Origin of the sequence: Achromobacter agilis, assembly GCF_900496965.1 — a bacterium.
Lineage (GTDB): Bacteria > Pseudomonadota > Gammaproteobacteria > Burkholderiales > Burkholderiaceae_B > Achromobacter > Achromobacter agilis.
The window spans coordinates 24,914-43,976 of the sequence record NZ_UFQB01000024.1 but is presented as its reverse complement, the minus strand read 5'-3'; the positions used below and the strand labels follow the sequence as shown (position 1 = coordinate 43,976).

General features: G+C 67.7%; 18 protein-coding genes. 3 read left to right on the top strand and 15 right to left on the bottom strand.

Annotated features, from left to right (window positions below; genetic code table 11):
• The first annotated feature begins 94 nt into the window (after positions 1–94).
• Positions 95–715 (top strand): hypothetical protein, encoded by a 621-nt coding sequence (locus tag AGI3411_RS23475; RefSeq protein WP_129529737.1) that lies wholly within the window; start codon positions 95–97, stop codon positions 713–715.
• A 25-nt stretch (positions 716–740) separates the two neighbouring features.
• Here the strand turns inward: AGI3411_RS23475 and dapD are convergent, their stop codons facing one another.
• From dapD to AGI3411_RS23425, 10 genes are all read right to left on the bottom strand, one after another.
• Positions 741–1,724, bottom strand: coding sequence for a 2,3,4,5-tetrahydropyridine-2,6-dicarboxylate N-succinyltransferase (gene dapD / locus AGI3411_RS23470; RefSeq protein WP_129529736.1), 984 nt, complete (start codon positions 1,722–1,724; stop codon positions 741–743).
• 82 nt (positions 1,725–1,806) lie between these two features.
• Positions 1,807–2,742: an autotransporter outer membrane beta-barrel domain-containing protein gene (locus AGI3411_RS23465; protein ID WP_129529735.1), complete on the bottom strand. Its 936-nt coding sequence runs from the start codon at positions 2,740–2,742 to the stop codon at positions 1,807–1,809.
• A 117-nt stretch (positions 2,743–2,859) separates the two neighbouring features.
• Positions 2,860–3,990: a M20 family metallopeptidase gene (locus AGI3411_RS23460; protein ID WP_129529734.1), complete on the bottom strand. Its 1,131-nt coding sequence runs from the start codon at positions 3,988–3,990 to the stop codon at positions 2,860–2,862.
• A gap of 37 nt (positions 3,991–4,027) precedes the next feature.
• The gene (locus tag AGI3411_RS23455) at positions 4,028–4,933 is read right to left on the bottom strand and encodes a prolyl oligopeptidase family serine peptidase (RefSeq protein WP_129529733.1); all 906 of its coding nucleotides are present in this window, start codon (positions 4,931–4,933) and stop codon (positions 4,028–4,030) included.
• Positions 4,933–5,943: an ABC transporter ATP-binding protein gene (locus AGI3411_RS23450; protein ID WP_129529732.1), complete on the bottom strand. Its 1,011-nt coding sequence runs from the start codon at positions 5,941–5,943 to the stop codon at positions 4,933–4,935. Before AGI3411_RS23450 ends, AGI3411_RS23455 begins: the two co-directional genes overlap by 1 nt.
• The gene (locus AGI3411_RS23445) at positions 5,940–6,923 is read right to left on the bottom strand and encodes an ABC transporter ATP-binding protein (RefSeq protein WP_129529731.1); all 984 of its coding nucleotides are present in this window, start codon (positions 6,921–6,923) and stop codon (positions 5,940–5,942) included. Before AGI3411_RS23445 ends, AGI3411_RS23450 begins: the two co-directional genes overlap by 4 nt.
• 138 nt (positions 6,924–7,061) lie before the next feature.
• Positions 7,062–7,982 carry an ABC transporter permease gene (locus AGI3411_RS23440; RefSeq protein ID WP_129529730.1) on the bottom strand — a complete coding sequence of 307 codons (921 nt, stop codon included), beginning with the start codon at positions 7,980–7,982 and terminating at the stop codon, positions 7,062–7,064.
• Between the two features lie 6 nt (positions 7,983–7,988).
• On the bottom strand, positions 7,989–8,966 hold the full coding sequence (locus tag AGI3411_RS23435) for an ABC transporter permease (RefSeq protein WP_129529729.1): 978 nt from the start codon (positions 8,964–8,966) through the stop codon (positions 7,989–7,991).
• Between the two features lie 49 nt (positions 8,967–9,015).
• On the bottom strand, positions 9,016–10,647 hold the full coding sequence (locus tag AGI3411_RS23430) for an ABC transporter substrate-binding protein (protein ID WP_129529728.1): 1,632 nt from the start codon (positions 10,645–10,647) through the stop codon (positions 9,016–9,018).
• 59 nt (positions 10,648–10,706) lie between these two features.
• Entirely contained in the window at positions 10,707–11,678 is a 972-nt protein-coding gene (locus AGI3411_RS23425; RefSeq protein ID WP_129529727.1) for a M14 family metallopeptidase, read from the bottom strand.
• A 277-nt stretch (positions 11,679–11,955) separates the two neighbouring features.
• Between AGI3411_RS23425 and AGI3411_RS23420 the strand changes: the two genes are divergently transcribed.
• Positions 11,956–12,870 carry a LysR family transcriptional regulator gene (locus AGI3411_RS23420; protein WP_129529726.1) on the top strand — a complete coding sequence of 305 codons (915 nt, stop codon included), beginning with the start codon at positions 11,956–11,958 and terminating at the stop codon, positions 12,868–12,870.
• Positions 12,871–13,008: 138 nt separating this feature from the next.
• Here the strand turns inward: AGI3411_RS23420 and AGI3411_RS23415 are convergent, their stop codons facing one another.
• The 3 genes from AGI3411_RS23415 to AGI3411_RS23405 all read right to left on the bottom strand — a co-directional run bounded on the left by AGI3411_RS23415 (position 13,009) and on the right by AGI3411_RS23405 (position 16,269).
• Entirely contained in the window at positions 13,009–14,622 is a 1,614-nt protein-coding gene (locus AGI3411_RS23415) for an ABC transporter substrate-binding protein (RefSeq protein WP_129529725.1), read from the bottom strand.
• Positions 14,623–15,011: 389 nt separating this feature from the next.
• Positions 15,012–15,245, bottom strand: a complete 234-nt coding sequence (locus tag AGI3411_RS23410; protein WP_043543104.1) for a hypothetical protein — start codon at positions 15,243–15,245, stop codon at positions 15,012–15,014.
• Between the two features lie 163 nt (positions 15,246–15,408).
• A complete protein-coding gene (locus AGI3411_RS23405) occupies positions 15,409–16,269 on the bottom strand; it encodes an NAD(P)H-hydrate dehydratase (protein WP_129529724.1) in 861 nt (286 codons plus the stop codon).
• A 126-nt stretch (positions 16,270–16,395) separates the two neighbouring features.
• Between AGI3411_RS23405 and AGI3411_RS23400 the strand changes: the two genes are divergently transcribed.
• Entirely contained in the window at positions 16,396–17,229 is an 834-nt protein-coding gene (locus tag AGI3411_RS23400) for an enoyl-CoA hydratase/isomerase family protein (RefSeq protein ID WP_129529723.1), read from the top strand.
• A 28-nt stretch (positions 17,230–17,257) separates the two neighbouring features.
• On the opposite strand, the gene AGI3411_RS23395 is transcribed toward AGI3411_RS23400, so the two are convergent.
• A complete protein-coding gene (locus AGI3411_RS23395) occupies positions 17,258–17,998 on the bottom strand; it encodes an enoyl-CoA hydratase-related protein (protein ID WP_129529722.1) in 741 nt (246 codons plus the stop codon).
• Positions 17,995–18,969 carry an NAD(P)H-dependent flavin oxidoreductase gene (locus tag AGI3411_RS23390; RefSeq protein ID WP_129529721.1) on the bottom strand — a complete coding sequence of 325 codons (975 nt, stop codon included), beginning with the start codon at positions 18,967–18,969 and terminating at the stop codon, positions 17,995–17,997. The genes AGI3411_RS23395 and AGI3411_RS23390 overlap by 4 nt, the downstream gene beginning before the upstream one ends.
• Between the last annotated feature and the right edge of the window lie 94 nt (positions 18,970–19,063).

Here is a 19,063-nt window from a genome sequence, read left to right as displayed (position 1 = left end):
AAGCAGGCATTGCCCATATAGGGGAGAATACAGATCGCATGACTTTGCGACGTCCTGGGCCGCGAAAGCACCCTAATTCCAATAAGGAAGTTGCATGACCGATAGCAAAACCCCGCAAGCCTCTGTCGCGCTGGCGGTGTTTAACCACACGGGGAGCACCCCGGATTGTTTTGAACTGCACGAGCACGGCGTTGTCTGCCGGCAAGGCGACGTGCGCATCTACACCGCATTCGCGGATATCCAGGACCTGTTCCTGTTCGCCTCCGGGCCGGACGCAGGCGCTGGCCTGATCAATCATTTTGCCTACCGCACCGGTTCGGCGCAGCCTTGGACCCTGGTGCCCGCCGAGGTCGGCGAATTCAACAAGCTGATGGACGCGTTCCGCGCGCGCTACGTGGCGCAGCGCCTGCCCGTGCTGGAAGAGAAGATCGCGGATGGCGCCCGAGTCGCGTTCCGCTATGTCCAGAGCGGCGCTTTCCCGGACCTGCAGACGCAGGACCTGGCTTTGTCGGCCGAGGGCCTGCATATCGGCGGCGCCACATGGCCGTACGAATCGCTCAAGCGCATCGACCTGAACCAATGGATCGAGACGATCAGCCTGCATGACGAAAACGGCAAGACCGTGTTTTCGTGCCTGGCCGCAAACGTGCTGAGTTCGGACCTGTTCGTGAACCTGGTCTACGACCAGTTGGGACGGACGGCGGAATACGCCTGAGCAGGACCGCTTGCGCGGCGCCCGGTCAATGCCCCGTATGCAGATCGGGGTTCAGGGTGCCCCAGGCGGCGGTGCGCACCAAGCACTCCACGGCGCCGGTCTGCGAATTGCGGCGGAACAGCAGGCCGTGCTGGCCCGCCAGCGACGTGGCTTTCACCACGGCGCCTTCCGGCGTCAGCACGCGCGTGCCGGCGGTGATGTAGCAGCCGGCCTCCACCACGCAATCGTCGCCCAGCGAAATGCCGATGCCCGAGTTGGCGCCGAGCAGGCAGCGCTTGCCGATCGACACCACTTGCTTGCCGCCGCCGGACATGGTGCCCATGATGGACGCGCCGCCGCCGATGTCGCTGCCGTCGTCGACGATGACGCCCGCGCTGATGCGGCCTTCGACCATGGACGCGCCCAGCGTGCCCGCGTTGAAATTGCAGAAGCCTTCGTGCAGCACCGTGGTGCCGGGCGACAGGTGCGCGCCCAGCCGCACCCGCGCGGTATCGGCGATGCGCACGCCGTTGGGCATGACGTAGTCGGTCATGCGGGGAATCTTGTCCACGCCGCGGATCTCCAGCACCTGGCCGGATGCGCGCAACTGCCAGCGCAGGGCGTCCACCTGGTCGACCGCGCAGGGGCCGGCCGAGGTCCAGGCCACGTTGGACAGCACGTTGAACAGGCCATCCAGGTTGGCGCCGTGCGGGCGGATCAGGCGGTGGCTGAGCAGGTGCAGGCGCAGGTAGGCGTCATGCGCGTCGGCCGGAGGCTCGTCCAGCGACGCGATGGCGGTGCGCACAGCCACGATGTCCACCTTGCGGCGGGTGTCCCGGACCAGCGCCGTCGGCACGTGTTCGCCCAGCGCTGCGCGGGCTTCTTCCGGCGTCAGGTGGCGGGTGCCGGTGGCGGGGGAATTGTCGGCGAGCGATGGACGGGGATACCAGGTGTCCAGGATGCTGCCGTCGGCGGCCAGCGTGGCGATGCCATAGGCGATGGCGCTGAGGGGCGTGGGGGAATCGGACATGATGACGGGGACAGGGGAGCGCGGTCTGGGGGGTAATTCTAGGCGAAAACGCGCCCGCTCCCGAGGGCGCGCGCCGCCGCGTTCAGAGGCTGCCGAAGGCCCAGCGCAGGCTCAGCGACGCAGTGTGTTCGCGCATGCCGTCGCCATACTGGCCCCCATAAGCCAGCCCGACCGCCGCCGAGCGCGACAGGGCTAGCTCGGCGCCCAGCCCCACCAGCGCCGCGCTGCGGGCGATCGGCGCGCCGGCGACCGTCAGCACGCTGCCGCCATCGAGCGCCAGCGTGGTTTCGGGCGCCACGTCGCCGAATGCGCGGCGCCAGCCCAGCAGGGCGTGCACCCGCCCCACGGCGGGACCCAGCGACAGGCCGGTCTGCCCGCGTAGCCCCAATGTCGTCGTGGTCTGGACCACCCGGCTGCCCTCGGCATCGATCGCGGTCGAGCCGCCGGATTCCGAGAAGCCGCGCGTGCGCACGTCGCGGAAGGCGAGGCCGGCGAACGGTTCGAGGCTGGCGCGTTGCGACAGCGCCAGTTCATAGCCAAGCTCGGTGAAGGCCAGCACGGTGTTGGCGCTGACGTCCGCCGTCAAGGTCTGGGAAATGCCCGGCACATCGAAATGGCGCGTCGTGTCCATGTCGTGCCAGGCATAGGACGCCGCGGCCAGCAGGTTCACCTTGCCCGCGCCGGCGACGAAAGACCGTTTCCCATAGAGGGTGGCGCTATAGCTATCGACGTTCGCCTTGGCGTCGAGCGCATCGATGCGGATCCGGCTGCGGGTGGTGCCCAGCGCGCCGCCCAGGCGCCAGCCGGCCCCGGCATCGAACTCGCCGCCAGCGTAGGCGCCGGTCGTGCGCTGCTTGATGCGCGCAATCGCGCTGCTGCCCTCGAGCAGCTGCCAGTTGTCGATCGCGACGATCCAGCCCTGGGGGCCGGGCGCGGCCGGACTGGGTGGCACGCGGCCGCCGGGATCGCAGGCCGGGGGCGTTTCGGGCGCGCAGGCGGCGCTGGCGCCCTCGGCCATCAGCGCGAGCGTCAGCGCGGCGAATGCGGGCGCCAGCAGCGGCCGGCGGGCGCTGCCGGGGCGCCACGGCGCGCCGTGGCGTTGTACTGGGGGGGGACACTCAGGCGTGGGGATCTGTCAGGCCAGTTCCTTCAGCAGCAGTTCCCAGAACTTCAGGCGCTGTTCCAGGGTGGAGATCAGCACGTACTCGTTCAAGGTGTGCGCGCCGTCGCCGTCGGCGCCCAGGCCGTCCAGCGTGGGGATTCCCATGGCGGACGTGAAGTTGGCGTCGCTGCCGCCGCCGGTCATCGGCGCGTCTTCCAGCGGGAAGCCCGCGCGTTCCGCATAACCCTGCGCCAGCGCCAGCAGTTGCGTAGCGGCTTCGGTCTTCACCATGGGCGGGCGGTTCAGCTCCACGTCGATATCGAGTTCGACGTCCGGACCCACCGCGCACAGTTCGCGCATGCGGCGCAGCACGTCTTCGGCGGCGCCCATGTCGGGAACGCGGAAGTCCACCACGCAGCGGCACAGCGCCGGCACAGTGTTGGTCACGGTGCCGCCGGAGATTGTGCCGACGCTGACGGTGATGCCGCGCTCATAATCGGTCATGGATTCCAGCGCCAGCACCTGGTGCGCCATTTCGCGGATGGCGCTGCGGCCCTTCTCGTGCTGCATGCCGGCGTGCGCCGGACGGCCCTTGACGTTCAGGTTCAGCATGCCGGTGCCCTTGCGCGCCGTGACGCACTTGCCGCCATTCGGCCGGGCCGGTTCGCAGACCAGCGCGTACTTGGCGTTGGCGGCGAAGCGTTCGATGTGCGTGCGCGACGCATGGCTGCCGGTTTCCTCGTCGGGCACCACCAGCAGATCTACCGGCAGCTGGGTCGCGCCGGGGCGGGCCAGGCCGGACAAGGCGGAAAGCGCCAGGTAGATGCCGGCCTTCATGTCGTAGCCGCCCGGGCCGTAGAGGCGGTCGCCCTCGATGCGCACGGGGTTTTCGAGCAGCGTTCCCACCGGATGCACCGTGTCCATGTGTGCCAGGATCAGGATGCCGGGGCGCGTGTCGCCGGGGGCGCGGTTGGTCGCGTACAGCAGCGGGCCCGTGGTCGGGCCCAGCGACGACAGCTCCACCGTCAGGCCGGCGGCCGCGGCGTAGTCGGCGATGATGCGCGCCATGGCGGCAATGCCTTCGGGAAAGTTCGAAGGCGATTCGCATTGCAGCCAGTTCTTGATGCCGGCGACGATCTGTTCAGTGCTCTGGATGTTGGACATGGCGATAGCGGATTTCTGCAACGAAAAAGGGGGGCGTTCAGGCGACCTGCTGGCCGGCCAGGCGGGCCAGCTCGGCGTCGTCGGGCATCTTGCCGTCGAACCAGAGGCTGGCGCATACGGCCGACATGGCGCGGCCGTCATGGCCGATGCCGGGCACGACCTGCAGCGTCCAGCCGAACGGCACGCCGCGGCGCTCCGCTTCCTTGCGGCCAAATTCGAAGTAGTTCTGGGCGCGCGCAAAGCGGTGCGGGCCCTGGCGCATGGCGGCGGGCTCGGACGGCAGGTTGGGATCGTTGGTGGCGATGTCCTGGTCGCCCGCCAGGATGGTCATGGGATAGGCCAGCAGCTTGACCAGGTGCTCTTCCGTCAAGCCGACGCCGTCCATGCCTTCGGGGAAGGGGTGGTCGAAGGTCGGCAGCGTGTACCAGCCCGGGTTGCCCGCGGCCACGGCCTTGAAGGGCGCGTGCGGCTGGCTGCTCATCAGGCGGTGCACGAACTGGCCGCCGGCGGAGTGGCCGAACAGGTAGATATTCTGGCCGTCGGTGATTTCACCGGCGATCAGGTCCTTGATGACGTTGCCCACCAGCGCGTAGGTCCAGCCGTCGATATGGCGCGGATTGCCGCCGGCCGAGAACACGCGGCCGTTGTTGTAGCTTTCCACGCCGGGCCAGATCTCGTTGGAGAAGGTCAGCGCCACGATCAGCAGTTTGTGCTTGTCGGCGGCTTCCACCCAGAAATCGCGGTACTCGTCGCCGTTGCGCAGCACGCCGTGCTGCACGATGACCACGGGGCGGTCCGGCGTGTAGCCGTAGGGGCGGTAGGTCTGGAGTTTGAAGGGACGGTCGGAATTGCGGTCCTCGTCCACATACAGGATGGCGTTGCGGCCGGCATGGCCGAGTTCGATGGCGATGCGGTCGACGTTCGACATTTCGGAGGGTTTCATCAGGCGTTCGCCTCGTTCAGGTGGCAGGCCGACCAGTGGCCCGCCGAGATTTCTTTCAGCGCCGGCGCCTGTTCCCGGCAGCGGGGCATGGCGTGGGGGCAGCGGGGATTGAAGGTGCAGCCGGGCGGCGGGTTCAGCGGCGAGGGGATTTCTCCCTTGATCGGCGTGAACTTGCGGCCGCGGCGGCCTACGTCCGGCACTTCGGCCATCAAGGCCTGGGTGTAGGGGTGGTTGGCGCGCGCGAAGATCTCGGCCGAGGTGGAGATTTCCACGATCTTGCCCAGGTACATGATCGCGACGCGGTCCGAGATGTGCTTGACCACGCCCAGGTCGTGGCTGATGAACAGGTACGTGAAGCCGTGCTGTTCGCGCAGGTCCATAAACAGGTTGATCACCTGCGCCTGGATGGACACGTCGAGCGCGGCCACGGGCTCGTCGCAGACCAGGAACTTCGGGGACACCATCAGGGCGCGGGCGATGCCGATGCGCTGGCGCTGGCCGCCGGAAACCTGGTGCGGGAAGCGGTCGCGATATTCAGTGTCCAGCCCCACTTCCGTGAGCGCCTGGTCGATGCGCGCGGGGATGTCGGCAGGGGGCGCCAGCTTGTGGACCTTCAGCGCCTCGCCCAGGATCTGGCGCAGGCGCTGGCGCGGATTCAGCGAGGCCTGCGGATCCTGGAAGATCATCTGCACGCCCAGCGTGTAGGCGAGTTTCTCGGCGCCGCGCAGGTGGCGGGCATCCCGGCCCTGGTACAGCAGCTCGCCTTCGGTCTGGCGGTGCAGGCCGGCCACGACGCGGCCCAGCGTGGACTTGCCGCAGCCGGATTCTCCGACCAGGCCCAGCACTTCGCCGCGCTTGATGGACAGGTCGACGCCGTTGACCGCGTACACGGTGCGGCGGTCGATGGGGCGGCCCGCTAGGGCCAGGATGCGCTGGGCCAGGTCGGGACGCTGCTCGAATCGCTTGTGGACGTTCTTGAGCTCGATGACGGGAGTATCGGCTTGGCTCATGCGGACTGGGCCTCGCGGGCAATCGGCACGTAGCAGCGGTAGCTGCGCGGGCCTTCGGTGGTGATGGAGGGGGCTTGTTCGGTGCAGCGCGTGACGGCATGGGAGCAGCGCGGACGGAAGGCACAGCCCGCCGGGCGGCCGGCCAGGCTGGGCGCCATGCCGTTGATCTGATGCAGGCGCGCGCCGGGCTGTGTGGCGCCTGGCATCGAATCGAGCAGGCCCCTGGTGTAGGGGTGGCGCGGGGCGTCCAGCACCTGGTCGACGGGGCCGCTTTCGACGATGCGACCCGCGTACATCACGGCCACGCGGTCGGCCAGCTCGGCCACCACGCCCAGGTCGTGGGTGATCCAGATCAGCGCCGTGTTGTGTTCGCGGCAGATCTCCTGCATGCGGTAGAGGATCTGGCCCTGGATGGTGACGTCCAGCGCCGTCGTCGGCTCGTCGCAGATGATCAGGTCGGGCTTGTTCAGCATGGCGATGGCGATCGCCACGCGCTGGCGCATGCCGCCCGAGAATTCGTGCGGATAGCTCTTCAGGCGCTTCTCGGGCGAGGGGATCCCCACCATGGCCAGCGCATCGCGGCAGCGCGCCTCGGCGTCGGCGCGCGAGACGTTCTCGTGGGTGAGGATGGCCTCCATCATCTGCTCGCCGATGCGCAGCACCGGGTTCAGCGTCATCAGGGGATCCTGGAAGATCATGGCGATGCGGTTGCCGCGCAACTGGCGCATCTGCTCTTCGCTCAGTTTGCGCAGGTCGGCGCCCTTGAACTTCACTTCGCCGTCCACGACTTCCCCGGGCGGATCGATCAGGCCCAGCAGCGAAAAGCCGGTGACGGATTTGCCGGAACCCGATTCGCCGACCAGGCCGACGATCTCGCCGCGGCGCACGGTCAGGTCGACGCCGTCGACCGCCAGCCAAGCGCCGGCTTCGGTATGGAATGCGGTGCGCAGACCGCGCACCTCAAGTAGTGTTTCACTCATCTCATTCGTCCATTACGCCACACGCAGCGCCTGCAACGGGCGCTGCCCGATCGGGATGCCGCGGAGCCGGCTTTGCCGGTCCGCAGGCATGCCCCCTTGAGGGGGAAGCGCGCAGCGCTTCGGGGGTGGGCTTTCCTTTCATGCTCGTCGCGGATCCAGGCTTTCGCGCAGGCGGTCGCCTACGATATTGATGGAGAGGATCAGCACCAGCAGGGCAATGCCGGGGAACAGGCTGATCCAGTAGTCGCCCGACAGCAGGTACTGGAAGCCGTTGGAGATCAGCAGGCCCAGCGAGGGTTCGGTAATGGGCACGCCCACGCCCAGGAACGACAGCGTGGCTTCGAGGGCGATGGCGGTTGCGATCTGGATGGTGGCGAACACCATGACAGGCCCCAGGCAATTGGGCAGCAGATGGAACAGCATGATGCGCCAGGCTGGGAAACCCAGGTTGGCGGCGGCTTCCACGTACTCCTTGCGGCGTTCCTGCAGGGCCCGGCTGCGCATGATGCGCGCGTAGTGGCCCCACTGCACCAGCACCAGCGCAAGGATCACCTTATCGACCCCGCGCCCCAGCACCACCAGCAGCACCAGCGCCACCAGGATGGTCGGGAAGCCCAGGATGAAGTCCACGATGCGCATGAGCACGGTGTCGACCAGGCCGCCCACATAGGCGGCCACGAGGCCGATCGCGCCGCCGATGGCGGTGGCCAGCACCACGGCGGACAGGCCCACCATCAGGCTGATGCGCAGGCCATACAGAATGGCGCTGAGCATGTCGCGGCCCTGGTCATCGGTGCCGAGCCAGGCGATGCTGCCGTCCATCAGCGCCTGGCGCGGCGCCAGGCGGCCGTCCATCAGGGATAGGTTGGCCAGATCGTACGGGTTCTGGGGCGCGAAATACGGGGCGAAGACCACCAGGATGACCAGGACGGCCAGGGCGATGACGGAGCCGCGCACCGTGGGGCGCGCATGCAGTTTCTTCAGGATGGCGGCGCGCTGGGGCGTCTCGGCCAGGGGCTGGACGGTGCGGGTGCGGCCGGGATTGGGAGATTGAGCCATGGCGGATTATTGAGCAGGGGTCACGAGCTGCACGCGCGGGTCGAGCGCGGCGTACAGAATGTCCACAACCAGGTTGATGATCACGAAGATCAGGGTCACCAGCATCACGTAGGCCACCACGACAGGGCGGTCGAGCTGATAGACGCTGTCGATGAGCAGCTTGCCCATGCCGGGCCATGCGAACACGGTTTCGGTAATGGTGGAGTAGGCGATGAGGCTGCCGAACTCCATGCCGATCACGGTGACCACGGGGATCAGGATGTTGCGCAGGATGTGGCGGCGCACGATGCGCCCGGGCTTTACGCCCTTGGCGCGGGCGAACTTCACGTAGTCCTGGCTGCGGGCTTCAACCACGCCGGAGGCGGTCAGGCGCAGCACCAGCGCGATGTTGGCCAGCGCCAGGTTGATGGCCGGCATGATCAGGTGCGACCAGCCGTCGGCGGTCAGGATGGACAGGCGCACGCCCAGCACGGTGACCGTATCGCCGCGGCCCGTGGCGGGCAGCCAGCCCAGCCAGACCGCGAACAGCAGGATCAGCATCATGCCCTGCCAGAAGTTCGGCAGGGAGAAGCCCAGCACCGAGGACGCCATGATGCCGCGGCCCAGGGGCTGGTCGCGGTACAGCCCCGCGATCAGCCCCAGGGGAATGCCGAAGACACAGGTCAGCAGGATGGCCACGATGACCAGTTCGAACGTGGCGGGGATGCGCTGCACGATCAGTTCGATGGCGGGGATGCCGTGCACGAAGGAGGTGCCCAGATCGCCGTGCAAGGCGCGCCACAGGAATCCTGTGTATTGCTGCCATACCGGCAGGTCCAGGCCCAGGCGGGCGATCATCGCCTCGCGCGCGGCCTGGCTGGCTTCGGGGCTGACCAGCAGTTCTATCGGGTCGCCCACGGCATAGACCGCGAAGAAGACCACGACCGATACGGCCAGCAGCACGAACAGACTCTGTATCAGTCTGCGTAGGATAAACAAGGCCACGAGATTATTTCCTTGGTGGGCTCAGGGTTTGCGGGCGCCGCGTATCGACTTACTTGGCGGGCTTGGCCGACATGGCCAGGGTGTACTGGTCGGCGCGGCCTTCGTAGGTCAGTCCCTTGCGGAACGCCCAGATGCTGCTTTCGAAATGCAGGGGAATGCTGGGCAGGTCGGCCAGTGCAAGCGTCAGCGACTCCTGCAGCAGCTTTTCGCGCGCGGCGGGGTCGACGGTGACCAGGGCGCGCTTGAACACGCGGTCGAACGCGGGGTTGTCATAGCGGCCGTAGTTGCTGGTGCCCAGGCCGTGTTCCTTGTCGAACGCGCTGACCCAGTACTGCAGGAAGGACGAGGCTTCCCCCGTTTCGGACGACCAGCCGCCCATGGCGAAGCTGAATTCGCGCTTGGCGCGCTTGGGGAAGTACACCGAGCGCGTCATGGTGTCGACGGTGGTCTTGATGCCCACGCGCGACAGGTATTGCGCCACGGCCTGCGAAATCTGCGCATCGTTGATGTAGCGGTCGTTGGTGGACGACACGGTCAGCTCGAAGCCGTCCGGGTAGCCGGCCTCGGCCAGCAGCTTCTTGGCGGCGGCTGGGTCGTACTTGAGCTCGGGCGGGTTGGGCAGGGTGCCGAACATGCCGTCGGGCAGGAACTGGTTGGCCGGCGTGGCGGCGCCGTCCATGATGCGGGCGGCGATGGTCTTGCGGTCGATGGCCAGCGAAATCGCGCGGCGCACCCGCGCGTCCTGCAGCGGATTCTTGCCGTCGGGGGCCTTGACGAGGGGGCTGGGGTTGCGGCCTACGTCGGGCTGGAAGTACACCACGCGCACCGACGGCGTGATGACGTGGCCGAAGCCGGGCGTTTCCGAAATGCGCTTCACGTCGCGCGCGGCGGGGTTTTCGATCAGGTCGAAGTCGCCTGCCAGCAAGCCCGTCAGGCGCGGGCCGGCAGCCGGCACGGGGACCAGCTTCACGTTAGCCCAGGCCGGCTTGTCGCCCCAGTAGGCGTCGTTGCGCGTCAGTTCGATGGCAGTGCTCTTGACGTAGCTCTTCAAGGTGTACGGCCCGGTGCCGATCACCGAGCGGCCGGTGTTGAAGTCGGCCACGGTGGGCCAGGCTCCGGTGACGCCGCACTTGTTCTTCAGGTCGAAACTGATCGGGCCGTGCTCGGCGATGCCGTTCCACAGCATGCCCATGCGGGTCAGGTCATTGGGCAGCAGCGGATAGGGTTGGCGCGTCTTGATCACCAGGGTGTTGCCGTCGCGCACCTGCACGTCGGCGAACTTCTGGACGATGGACGGGTACGAGCTGCTGATGGATTGCTCGTTGTTGACCACGCGGCAGAAGGTGAACAGCACGTCCTGGGCGGTGAAGGGCTGGCCGTTGGAGAATTTGACGCCGTCGCGCAGCGTGAATTCCCAGGTTGTGTCGTCCACCGGCTTCCAGGCCGTCGCCAGACGCGGGATCAGGTTCATCTTGGCGTCCTGGCCCACCAGCGTCTCGAACATGTGCGAGGTCATCGCGTCGTTCGGCGTGGCCTGGTGGTAGTGCGGATCCATAGACGTCGGCTCGGACGACAGGCCGATTTTCAGGGTGCTGGCGGCATCCTGCGCGATGGCCGCGGTTGTACAGGCGGCCATCGCACAGGCCGTGAGTATGCTGCGATAGAACGTCTGGGCAGACATGGATTTGTCCCTTTCTTGTATTGGTCTTGTATCGCGGGGCGGCGTGCCGCCGCGGGCCTTCAGGCGATGGGCTGCGCCAACCGCAGCACGGTCACGCCCGGCCGCAGATTGGCGGTGGAAGGCATGATCAAAACGCAATCATCATAGGGAGTGACGACAGGCTCGCCCTCGGACCAGCCGATCAGGGTGCCGGCGGCCTCGAGCGTTTCCAGGCCCCTCCAGGGCTGGGCGAAGCGAAAATCGGCGCTCTTGGCGGCGATGGCATGCGTCACCCGCAGCGCGCGCTGCGCCGAGGCAGCGGGGGCGAACCAGGCCTCGGGCAGGTCGCCGCGATCCACGGTACCCGCTTCCGCGAGGAAGCGCGCCATCTGGTCCACGGCGACGCCGCGCGCCTCTGGCGCGCCATGGAAGCCGCATTCGATCAGCAGGGACCGGGTGCCGTTGTCGCCGGCTTCGCCGAAGCGGCCGAAATCGCGCATGCGCACGCCGGCGGCGTGCCCGGCATCGGCAATGATGGTGGCGGGATTGCCCAGCGCCAGCGCCAGGTCGATATTGCGCTGTTCCATGCCTGTCAGTTGCAGCGGCACGTCGGAATTGCTCATCGAATGGAAGTCCAGCAGCCAGTCGGCTTGCTCGACCCAGGGGCGGATCTGGGCCGCGCGGCGGCGTTCCTGGCTGACGGGGGCGCTCAGCTTGTCGTCGCTCCAGACGCGGTTCATGTCTTCGTCGACGAAGCGCGCGGGCGCGTAGTTGGCGGAGTCGAAGCGGTCGAACGCGGCCAGATTGCAAAAGGCCAGCGTCAACGCGCCGCGGCGCGGCCGCAGGCCCGCCGCCAGGGCGTCCTTCAGCGCCCAGGCGCCGCAGAGTTCATTGCCATGGATCAGCGCGCTGAGCATGACATGCTTGCCCGGCACGCCCGAATCGAAATGCCAGACTCCCGGCGTGTCCGTATTGCCCGCTCGCTCCGCGGACAAGTCCGGACAGGCAAGAAGAAACGGGCGCGGTAGGGACGCGGGGGCGGGCGTAGGCATGGGAACTCCAATGAGGCGACGGGATTGTATAGGCGATGGCGTTGGGGTGGCGGCTAGGGGCCGGTATGAGTGCGCGCCGCGGCGCGGCGGGCGCTGAAAAGGGCTGCTAGCACGGGTTTTCCCTTATATATGGGGCGCGTCAGGCACGCGCCGCCTTTGAGTATTGGGCGAATTCTAGGAGCTTGGCTGCTTTCTCTACAATTAGAATATTTATCTAAAGCTTTGCAGAAAAGGCAAAGCTCGCGACATCCATCCCTACCGCTCATGAGGGGCGAACGTGCACGGCATAGCGTTGAAGTACTTTCTGGAGGTTGCCCAGGCGGGCAGCCTGAGCGGGGCGTCCGAGCGCCTGCACGTGGCGGTGTCGGCCATCAGCCGGCAGATCGCCAAGCTGGAAGAGGAGGCGGGAGCGCCGCTCTTCGAGCGCGCCGCGCGGGGCATGCTCCTGAGCGAAGCAGGCCAGCTTCTGTTGTCGCATGCCCGGCGCACCATGCTTGAAGCCGACTCGGTGCTGCAGGAAATCGCCGCCATCAAGGGCACCGCGCGCAACGAGATCCGGGTGGCGTCGGTGGAAGGCGTGGCGCGGATTTTCCTGCCCTCGGTGATGGCGCGCTTCCGCCGCGATTGGCCGAATATCCGCTTCGACCTGTTCGTGGGGTCGCCCGCCGAAGTCAGCCGCCGCGTGGCGGAAGGCAGCGTGGAGCTGGGCATAGTGTTCATTGCCGAGCGTATCGGCGGGGTCAGTCCACGCTATTCGCGCCGTGCGCCGGTGCATGCGGTGATGGCGGCCGACCATCCCCTGGCGGGCCGGGCCAGCGTCAGCCTGCAGGACCTGAGCCAGTATCCCCTCGCCCTGACCGGGCCGGGCACCACCACGCGGCAGCTCTTCGAGATGGGCTGCGCGCTGGAGTCGGTGCAACTGGAGCCGGCGCTGACCTGCAATGACTCCTCGCCGCTGCACGGCTTTGTCTTCGGTTCGGACGCCATTATGCTCAGCGGCTACATTTCGGTGGCCTGGAGCCTGCGGCGCGACGAGCTCATCGCCGTGCCGATTTCCAATGCGGAACTGCAGTCGCGCACGTTGCAGATCCAGGTCATGCCGGGCCGGGTGCTGCCGCCTGCGGCGGAAGCGTTCGTCGCGCTGCTGGTGAGCGAGCTGGACAGCGCGTTGCAAGGCAGGGAGGCTGCCTAACGGATGCAATCAGCCCCACGCCGGGCACGCCGCGGGTGCTTGCCGATCCCCCCAGCCGGGTGCTTTCGCCCTGGGGCGGCCCGGCGGCAAAGAAAAGCGGCTGCCCGAGGCAGCCGCTTTTCGTTCAGGCGGACCTGATTACTGCTTTTCGGGCGTGACCGAGGTGGCCAGCGTGTACTGGTCGCGGCGGCCTTCATACGTGATGCCCTTGCGGAAGGCCCAGATGCTGCTTTCGAAATGCAGCGGGATCAGCGGCACGTTGTCCAGCGCGATCTGGGTGGATTCCTGCAGCAGCTTCTCGCGCTTGGGCGCGTCCACCGTCACGATGGCTTCCTTGTACACCTTGTCGAAGTCGGCATTGCTGAAGCCGCCGTAGTTGCTGGTGCCCAGGCTCTTGGGGGAATCCAGGGAAGCCACCCACAGCTGGAATAGCGCCGAGGCTTCGCCCGTTTCCGCCGGCCAGCCGCCCATCGAGAAGCTGAACTCGCGCTTGGCGCGCTTGGGGAAGTAGATGGAAGCCGTCATGGCGTCCACGTGGGTCTTGATGCCGACACGGGCCAGGTACTGGGCCACGGCTTGCGCCACCTGGCCGTCGTTGACGTAGCGGTCGTTGGTGGACGATAGCGTCAGTTCAAAGCCGTTCGGGTAGCCGGCTTCGGCCAGCAGCTTCTTGGCGCCTTCCGGGTCGAACTTGATTTCCGGGGCCGTGGGCAGCGCGCCGAACATGCCGTCGGGCATGTACTGGTAGGCCGGGGTGGCCATGCCGTCCATGATGCGGGCGGTGATGGTCTTGCGGTCGATGGCCATGGAGATCGCCTTGCGCACTCGCAGATCCTGCAGCGGGTTCTTGCCGTCGGCGCTCTTGACGAAGGGGCTCGGGTTGCGGCCGACATCGGGCTGGAAGAACACCAGGCGGGTCGACGGGGTGGCCACGAAACCGAACTTGGGATTGTCCTTCAGGCGCGGCAGGTCGCGCGCGGCGGGGTTTTCGATCATGTCGAAGTCGCCGGACAGCAGGCCGGTCAGGCGCGGCCCAGCGGCCGGCACCGGCACGAACTTCACTTCCTTCCAGTACGGCTTGGGACCCCAGTAGTTCTCGTTGCGGACCAGCTCGATACCGGTGCCCTTGACGTAGGACTTCAGGGTGTACGGGCCGGTGCCGATGGCATCCTTGCCGTTGTTGAAGTCGGCGACGGTCGGCCAGGCGCCGGTGACGCCGCAACCCTTCTTGGGGTCGAACGTGAGCTTGCCGTGCTCGACGATGCCATTCCAGACGATGGGCAGGGAGCGGGCCAGCTCGGCGGGCATCAGCGGGAAGGGATCGCCGGTCTTGATGATCACGGTGTGCGCATCCGGCGTCTGGACGTCGGTGATGCGCTTGGTCATGTCCATGTAGGACTGCGAAACGTTGGTTTCGTTGTTCAGCGTGCGGCAGATCGTGAATAGCACGTCTTCGGACGTGAACGGCTTGCCGTTGGAGAACTTGACGTCATCGCGCAGCTTGAATTCCCAGGTCTTGTCGTCCAGGGTCTTCCACGAGGTGGCCAGCGCGGGGACCAGCTTCATATCGGCGCTGCGGCCCACCAGCGAGCTGTAGACGTGCGCGGAGAACGCGTCGTTCTGCGTCATCTTGTGATAGTGGGGGTCCGCCGAGGTGGGTTCGGCCGACAGGCCGATCTTCAGCGTCTGGGCCTGGGCGGCGGCCAAGGGGATGGCGGCGGCCGCAAGGGCCAGCGTGGTGCGCAACTTCATGGTGACAACTCCGGATGGGGAACGAACCGGATCGTGCTTGCGTGTGAACCGCCTGCGCCAGCCGGACCGGCGGGGCCGCTCGGGAGGGGAGTTCAGGGAGTTTTGGCGCCAGGCACGACGGCAAGGGGCCGATTATCGGTAGGGGCTTCGCGCGCTGTCAATGCGCAACGGCGAATGGGGCGCTAGGGAAAACGCCGAGAGGGGGCGGGAAAGAGGGCGTCGCGGGGGCCCCGGATGAGGGGCCGGCGCGGCGCGATGGCGTTCCTGTGAGGGGCGGAACGCCGGCAATCCGCCGCAAGGGGCGCCGGGAAACCGGCGGGCGTTGCGGCGGCGGCGCGCCAGGCTGAATCGCGGGAGATCGGTCGCGGTTCAGTCCAGCGCGGCAGGGCTTACCACTGCGAGCCGGAGAAGCGCGAGCTGGCGGCGCGTGCCTTGTTCATCGAATCGTTCACTTCGTCGATGAAGGCAAACACGGCGGCAACGGCTGCGATCACGGCTTGGCCGGCCTTCTTCAGGCTGGTCAGCGGGTGGGCATTCGGTTGGTTCTCGAGGGCGCCGCGGAGCAGGTCACGCTCCAGCGCGTCGGTCAGGCGGGCAGTGTGGTTCAGGGTGAGTTCGCTCATGGCTTTCTCCAGTCCGTTTCGTCATGGGGTAAACCATTATAGGGATAACCCTAGGGAAAAAGCAACGCCTTTTCTAGGGTAAACCCTAGGATGTTGTAAAAATGTTTATTTACCAGGGACTTAGGCCTCCCGTGGGGGCATTTTCCCCTGGGCAGGCACGGTTTCAGCCGCCGTTGCGCAGCCTGCGGGCGGCGTCCGCGAGTTCGCCCGCCGTCAGGCCGATGGGCCCGATGCCCTGGGCGACCAGCGCGTCCGCGGCGGCGCCGTGCAGCCATACGGCGCCGGGCACGGCCTGGTCCATCGGCAGATTCTGCGCGATCAGGGAGCCAAGCATGCCGGCCAGCACGTCGCCGGTCCCGGCGGTGGCCAGCCCGGGGTTGCCGCTGGTATTGATGCGCAGCTCGCCCTCGGGCGGGCAGACTACGGTGCCCGCACCCTTGAGCACGACCCAGGCCCCGTAGCGCCGGGCGAGTTCGCGGGCGGCGCCAGACCGGTCGGCCTGAACGTCTGCCGTGCTGGCGGCCAGCAGGCGTGCGGCCTCCGCCGGATGCGGCGTCAGCACGACCGGGCCCGCGCCCCAGCCGGGCTGGATGTCCGCCCGCGCCAGCAGATTGAGGCCGTCGGCGTCCAGCACCAGCGGCGCTCCACGCCGCAAGACGAACAGCTCGGACAGCACATTGGCGGCCAGGGTGTCGGTGCCGATCCCGCAGCCGGCCACCCAGGCGGTGACGCCCCAGTCCTCTTCCAGCAGGGAGCGGGCGTCGCGCAGCATCAGTTCGGGCTGCAGCGGATCGCAGGCCAGGGGCGGGGCCTCCTGGGCGAAGCCGACCAGTACCTTGCCGGCGCCGGTCTTCAGGGCCGCCCGGGCCGCGAGCAGCGCCGCGCCGGTCATGCCCGGGCCGCCGCCCACCACGCCGACAGTGCCGAAACTGCCTTTGTGCGTGTCCGGGCCGCGCGGGGAGAACAGGGCGGGCAGCGAGGCGCGGTCGATCTTGGCGCCAGCGGGCGGGACAGGGGTGTTCATGGGCTGAGGCTCCGGGTGGAATCGGCATGGCGCGGGGGGCCGTATCTACTATAGTGCGCCCAGATGGGCCCCCCGGAGAGACCGGCTTTCGGCCCGCCGCAACGATAAGACAACGTGGAGAAGACAATGACCGACATTACGCTGGAACACTATTCGGCCTACGAGGCCTTGAAGCTGCGCCGGCATCCGGGCGGCGTGCTGGAGTTGATCATGGGCGCCAAAGGCGGCCTGCCGGGCAAGCTGTCCACGGCCGACGACCGCATGCACCGCGAGCTGGCGGACATCTGGCGCGACATCGATACCGATCCGGACACCCGCGTGGTCGTGATCCGTGGCGAGGGCAAGGGCTTTTCGGGCGGCGGCGACCTGGATCTGGTCCAGCAGATGGCTGACGATTTCGACGTGCGCGCCCGCGTTTGGCGGGAGGCCCGCGACCTGGTCTACAACATCATCAATTGCAACAAGCCCATCGTTTCCGCCATGCACGGCGCGGCGGTGGGCGCGGGGCTGGTGGCGGGCCTGCTGGCCGACATCTCGATCGCCGCGCGCGATGCGCGCATCATCGACGGCCATACCCGCCTGGGCGTGACGGCGGGCGACCATGCCGCCATCGTGTGGCCTCTGCTGTGCGGCATGGCGAAGGCCAAGTACTACCTGATGCTGTGCGAAACCGTGACGGGCGAAGAAGCCGAGCGCATCGGCCTGGTGTCCCTGTGCGTGGACGAGGCCGAGTTGATCGGCCGCGCGTTCGAAGTGGCCAACAAGCTGGCCGCCGGCTCGCAGACGGCGATCCGCTGGACCAAGTATTCGCTGAACAACTGGCTGCGCATGGCGGGGCCGAGCTTCGATACTTCGCTGGCCCTGGAGTTCATGGGCTTCGGCGGACCGGACGTGCGCGAAGGGATCCAGTCCCTGCGCGAACGCCGGGCGCCGAATTTCCGGCCCGACTCGCCCTTCTGAGGCGACGGGCAGCGGGAGGCGCCCGCCGCTATTTCTTGAAGAACTTGGCGAAAGCCGCCTGCGCCTCTTCGGTCTGCAGGCGGGCGCGGAACTGCTGGGCCTCGTAATCCAGCGTTTCCTGGATGGCCTGGCGGTCCGGCCGCCGCAGCATCGCCTTGGTCAGGCGCAGGGCGGCGGGCGGCTGGCGCGCCAGGTCGGCGGCGGTGGCCTGCGCGGCCGCCAACGCCTGCCCGGCGGGCGTAACGGAGGTGCCCAGCCCGGCGTCAACGGCCTCTTGCGCCGAGAACGCCTTGCCCTGCAGCAGCCATTCAGCGGCGCGGCGGGCGCCGGCCAGCCGGGGCATCAGCAGGCTGGACGCGCCTTCGGGGCACAGCCCAAGCGCCACGAATGGCATGCGCAGGGTGGCGCCTTCCCCGACGTGGACGAAATCGCAATGCTGCAACAGGGTCACACCGATGCCGATGGCATAGCCCTCGACCGCGGCGACGACCGGCACGTCAGCCATTGTCAGCGCCCGCAGGAACGTGAGGCCCGCGCTGTCGCCCGCGCCGCGTTCGGCCTGGAAGTCGCGCAGATCGTTGCCGGCCGTGAAGTGCCCGCCGGCGCCGGTCAGGATCACCGCGGACAGCGTCGGGTCGGCGCCGGCCAGGGCGATCTGTTCGGTCAGCGCGGCGTAGGTCGCGACGTCCAGCGCATTGCGGCGGTCCGGGCGGTCTATCGTCAGCGTCAGGACCGGGCCCTCGCGGGAGACTTTCAGCCCGGCGCTCATGCGAAGAAGGCCCTGCCGTCCAGGCGGGCCTTGGCCTCCGCGTACTCGCCGCGCAGCGCGTCGACGATCCGGCGCGTCGGCTGCACGCTGGCGATGCCGCCCACCCCCTGGCCCGCGCCCCAGATGTCTTTCCACGGCTTGACCCGGGTCGAACCGAAATTGGACGCGCCGCTCTCGGGCAGCGGCAGGTTGGCCGGGTCCAGGCCGGCGGCGGCGATGCTGGCCTTCAGGTAGTTGCCCGGGATGCCGGTGAAGAACGGCGTATAGAGGATGTCGGAGGCGCTGGCGTCCACGATGGCCGACTTGTAGCCGTCGCTGGCGTTGGCTTCTTCGCTAGCGATGAAGCGCGTGCCCATGTAGGCGAAGTCCGCGCCCATGGCCAGCGCCGCCAGGACGTGCGCGCCGGACGTGATCGCGCCGGACAGGATCAGCGGGCCGTCGTAGAAACGGCGCACTTCGGCCACCAGGGCGAAGGGGCTGAGCGTGCCCGCGTGCCCGCCCGCGCCGGCGCACACCAGGATCAGGCCGTCCACGCCGGCCTCGAGCGCCTTTTCGGCGTGGCGCAGGGTGGTCACGTCATGGAACACCTTGCCGCCCCAGTCGTGCACGCCCTTGACCAGGTCGCCGGGCGCGCGCAGGCCGGTGATGATCAGCGGCACGCGGTGGCTGGCGCACACCGCCAGGTCCTGTTCCAGGCGGTCGTTCGACTGGTGGATGATCTGGTTGACCGCGAACGGCGCCACGGTCGCGCCGGGGTGCGTTTCGCGGTAGGCGGCCAGGCCGGCCTGGACCTCGTCCAGCCAGTCGGAGAGCAGGCTCTGCGGGCGCGCGTTCAGCGCCGGAAACGAACCCACGATACCGCTGGTGCACTGTGCGACCACCAGCTTCGGGTTGGACACGATGAACATCGGGGCGCAGATGACCGGGAGGGACATCTGGCCGTACAAATCAGTCACGAGAGAGTGGGGCATGGGCGTCGTCGCGAAAAAGGTCCCAAGAGGGCTTGAGCATCGTTGGCGGGTGTGCCTATAATTACCTACCGGCCGTCCGGTAATTAATTAATCT

Bases quoted from the DNA above. Each gene is read 5' to 3' on its own strand.
- AGI3411_RS23475 (WP_129529737.1), top strand. From the start codon at position 95: ATGACCGATAGCAAAACCCCGCAAGCCTCTGTCGCGCTGGCGGTGTTT.
- dapD (WP_129529736.1), bottom strand. From the start codon at position 1,724: ATGTCCGATTCCCCCACGCCCCTCAGCGCCATCGCCTATGGCATCGCC.
- AGI3411_RS23465 (WP_129529735.1), bottom strand. From the start codon at position 2,742: ATGGCCGAGGGCGCCAGCGCCGCCTGCGCGCCCGAAACGCCCCCGGCC.
- AGI3411_RS23460 (WP_129529734.1), bottom strand. From the start codon at position 3,990: ATGTCCAACATCCAGAGCACTGAACAGATCGTCGCCGGCATCAAGAAC.
- AGI3411_RS23455 (WP_129529733.1), bottom strand. From the start codon at position 4,933: ATGAAACCCTCCGAAATGTCGAACGTCGACCGCATCGCCATCGAACTC.
- AGI3411_RS23450 (WP_129529732.1), bottom strand. From the start codon at position 5,943: ATGAGCCAAGCCGATACTCCCGTCATCGAGCTCAAGAACGTCCACAAG.
- AGI3411_RS23445 (WP_129529731.1), bottom strand. From the start codon at position 6,923: ATGAGTGAAACACTACTTGAGGTGCGCGGTCTGCGCACCGCATTCCAT.
- AGI3411_RS23440 (WP_129529730.1), bottom strand. From the start codon at position 7,982: ATGGCTCAATCTCCCAATCCCGGCCGCACCCGCACCGTCCAGCCCCTG.
- AGI3411_RS23430 (WP_129529728.1), bottom strand. From the start codon at position 10,647: ATGTCTGCCCAGACGTTCTATCGCAGCATACTCACGGCCTGTGCGATG.
- AGI3411_RS23425 (WP_129529727.1), bottom strand. From the start codon at position 11,678: ATGCCTACGCCCGCCCCCGCGTCCCTACCGCGCCCGTTTCTTCTTGCC.
- AGI3411_RS23415 (WP_129529725.1), bottom strand. From the start codon at position 14,622: ATGAAGTTGCGCACCACGCTGGCCCTTGCGGCCGCCGCCATCCCCTTG.
- AGI3411_RS23410 (WP_043543104.1), bottom strand. From the start codon at position 15,245: ATGAGCGAACTCACCCTGAACCACACTGCCCGCCTGACCGACGCGCTG.
- AGI3411_RS23405 (WP_129529724.1), bottom strand. From the start codon at position 16,269: ATGAACACCCCTGTCCCGCCCGCTGGCGCCAAGATCGACCGCGCCTCG.
- AGI3411_RS23400 (WP_129529723.1), top strand. From the start codon at position 16,396: ATGACCGACATTACGCTGGAACACTATTCGGCCTACGAGGCCTTGAAG.
- AGI3411_RS23395 (WP_129529722.1), bottom strand. From the start codon at position 17,998: ATGAGCGCCGGGCTGAAAGTCTCCCGCGAGGGCCCGGTCCTGACGCTG.
- AGI3411_RS23390 (WP_129529721.1), bottom strand. From the start codon at position 18,969: ATGCCCCACTCTCTCGTGACTGATTTGTACGGCCAGATGTCCCTCCCG.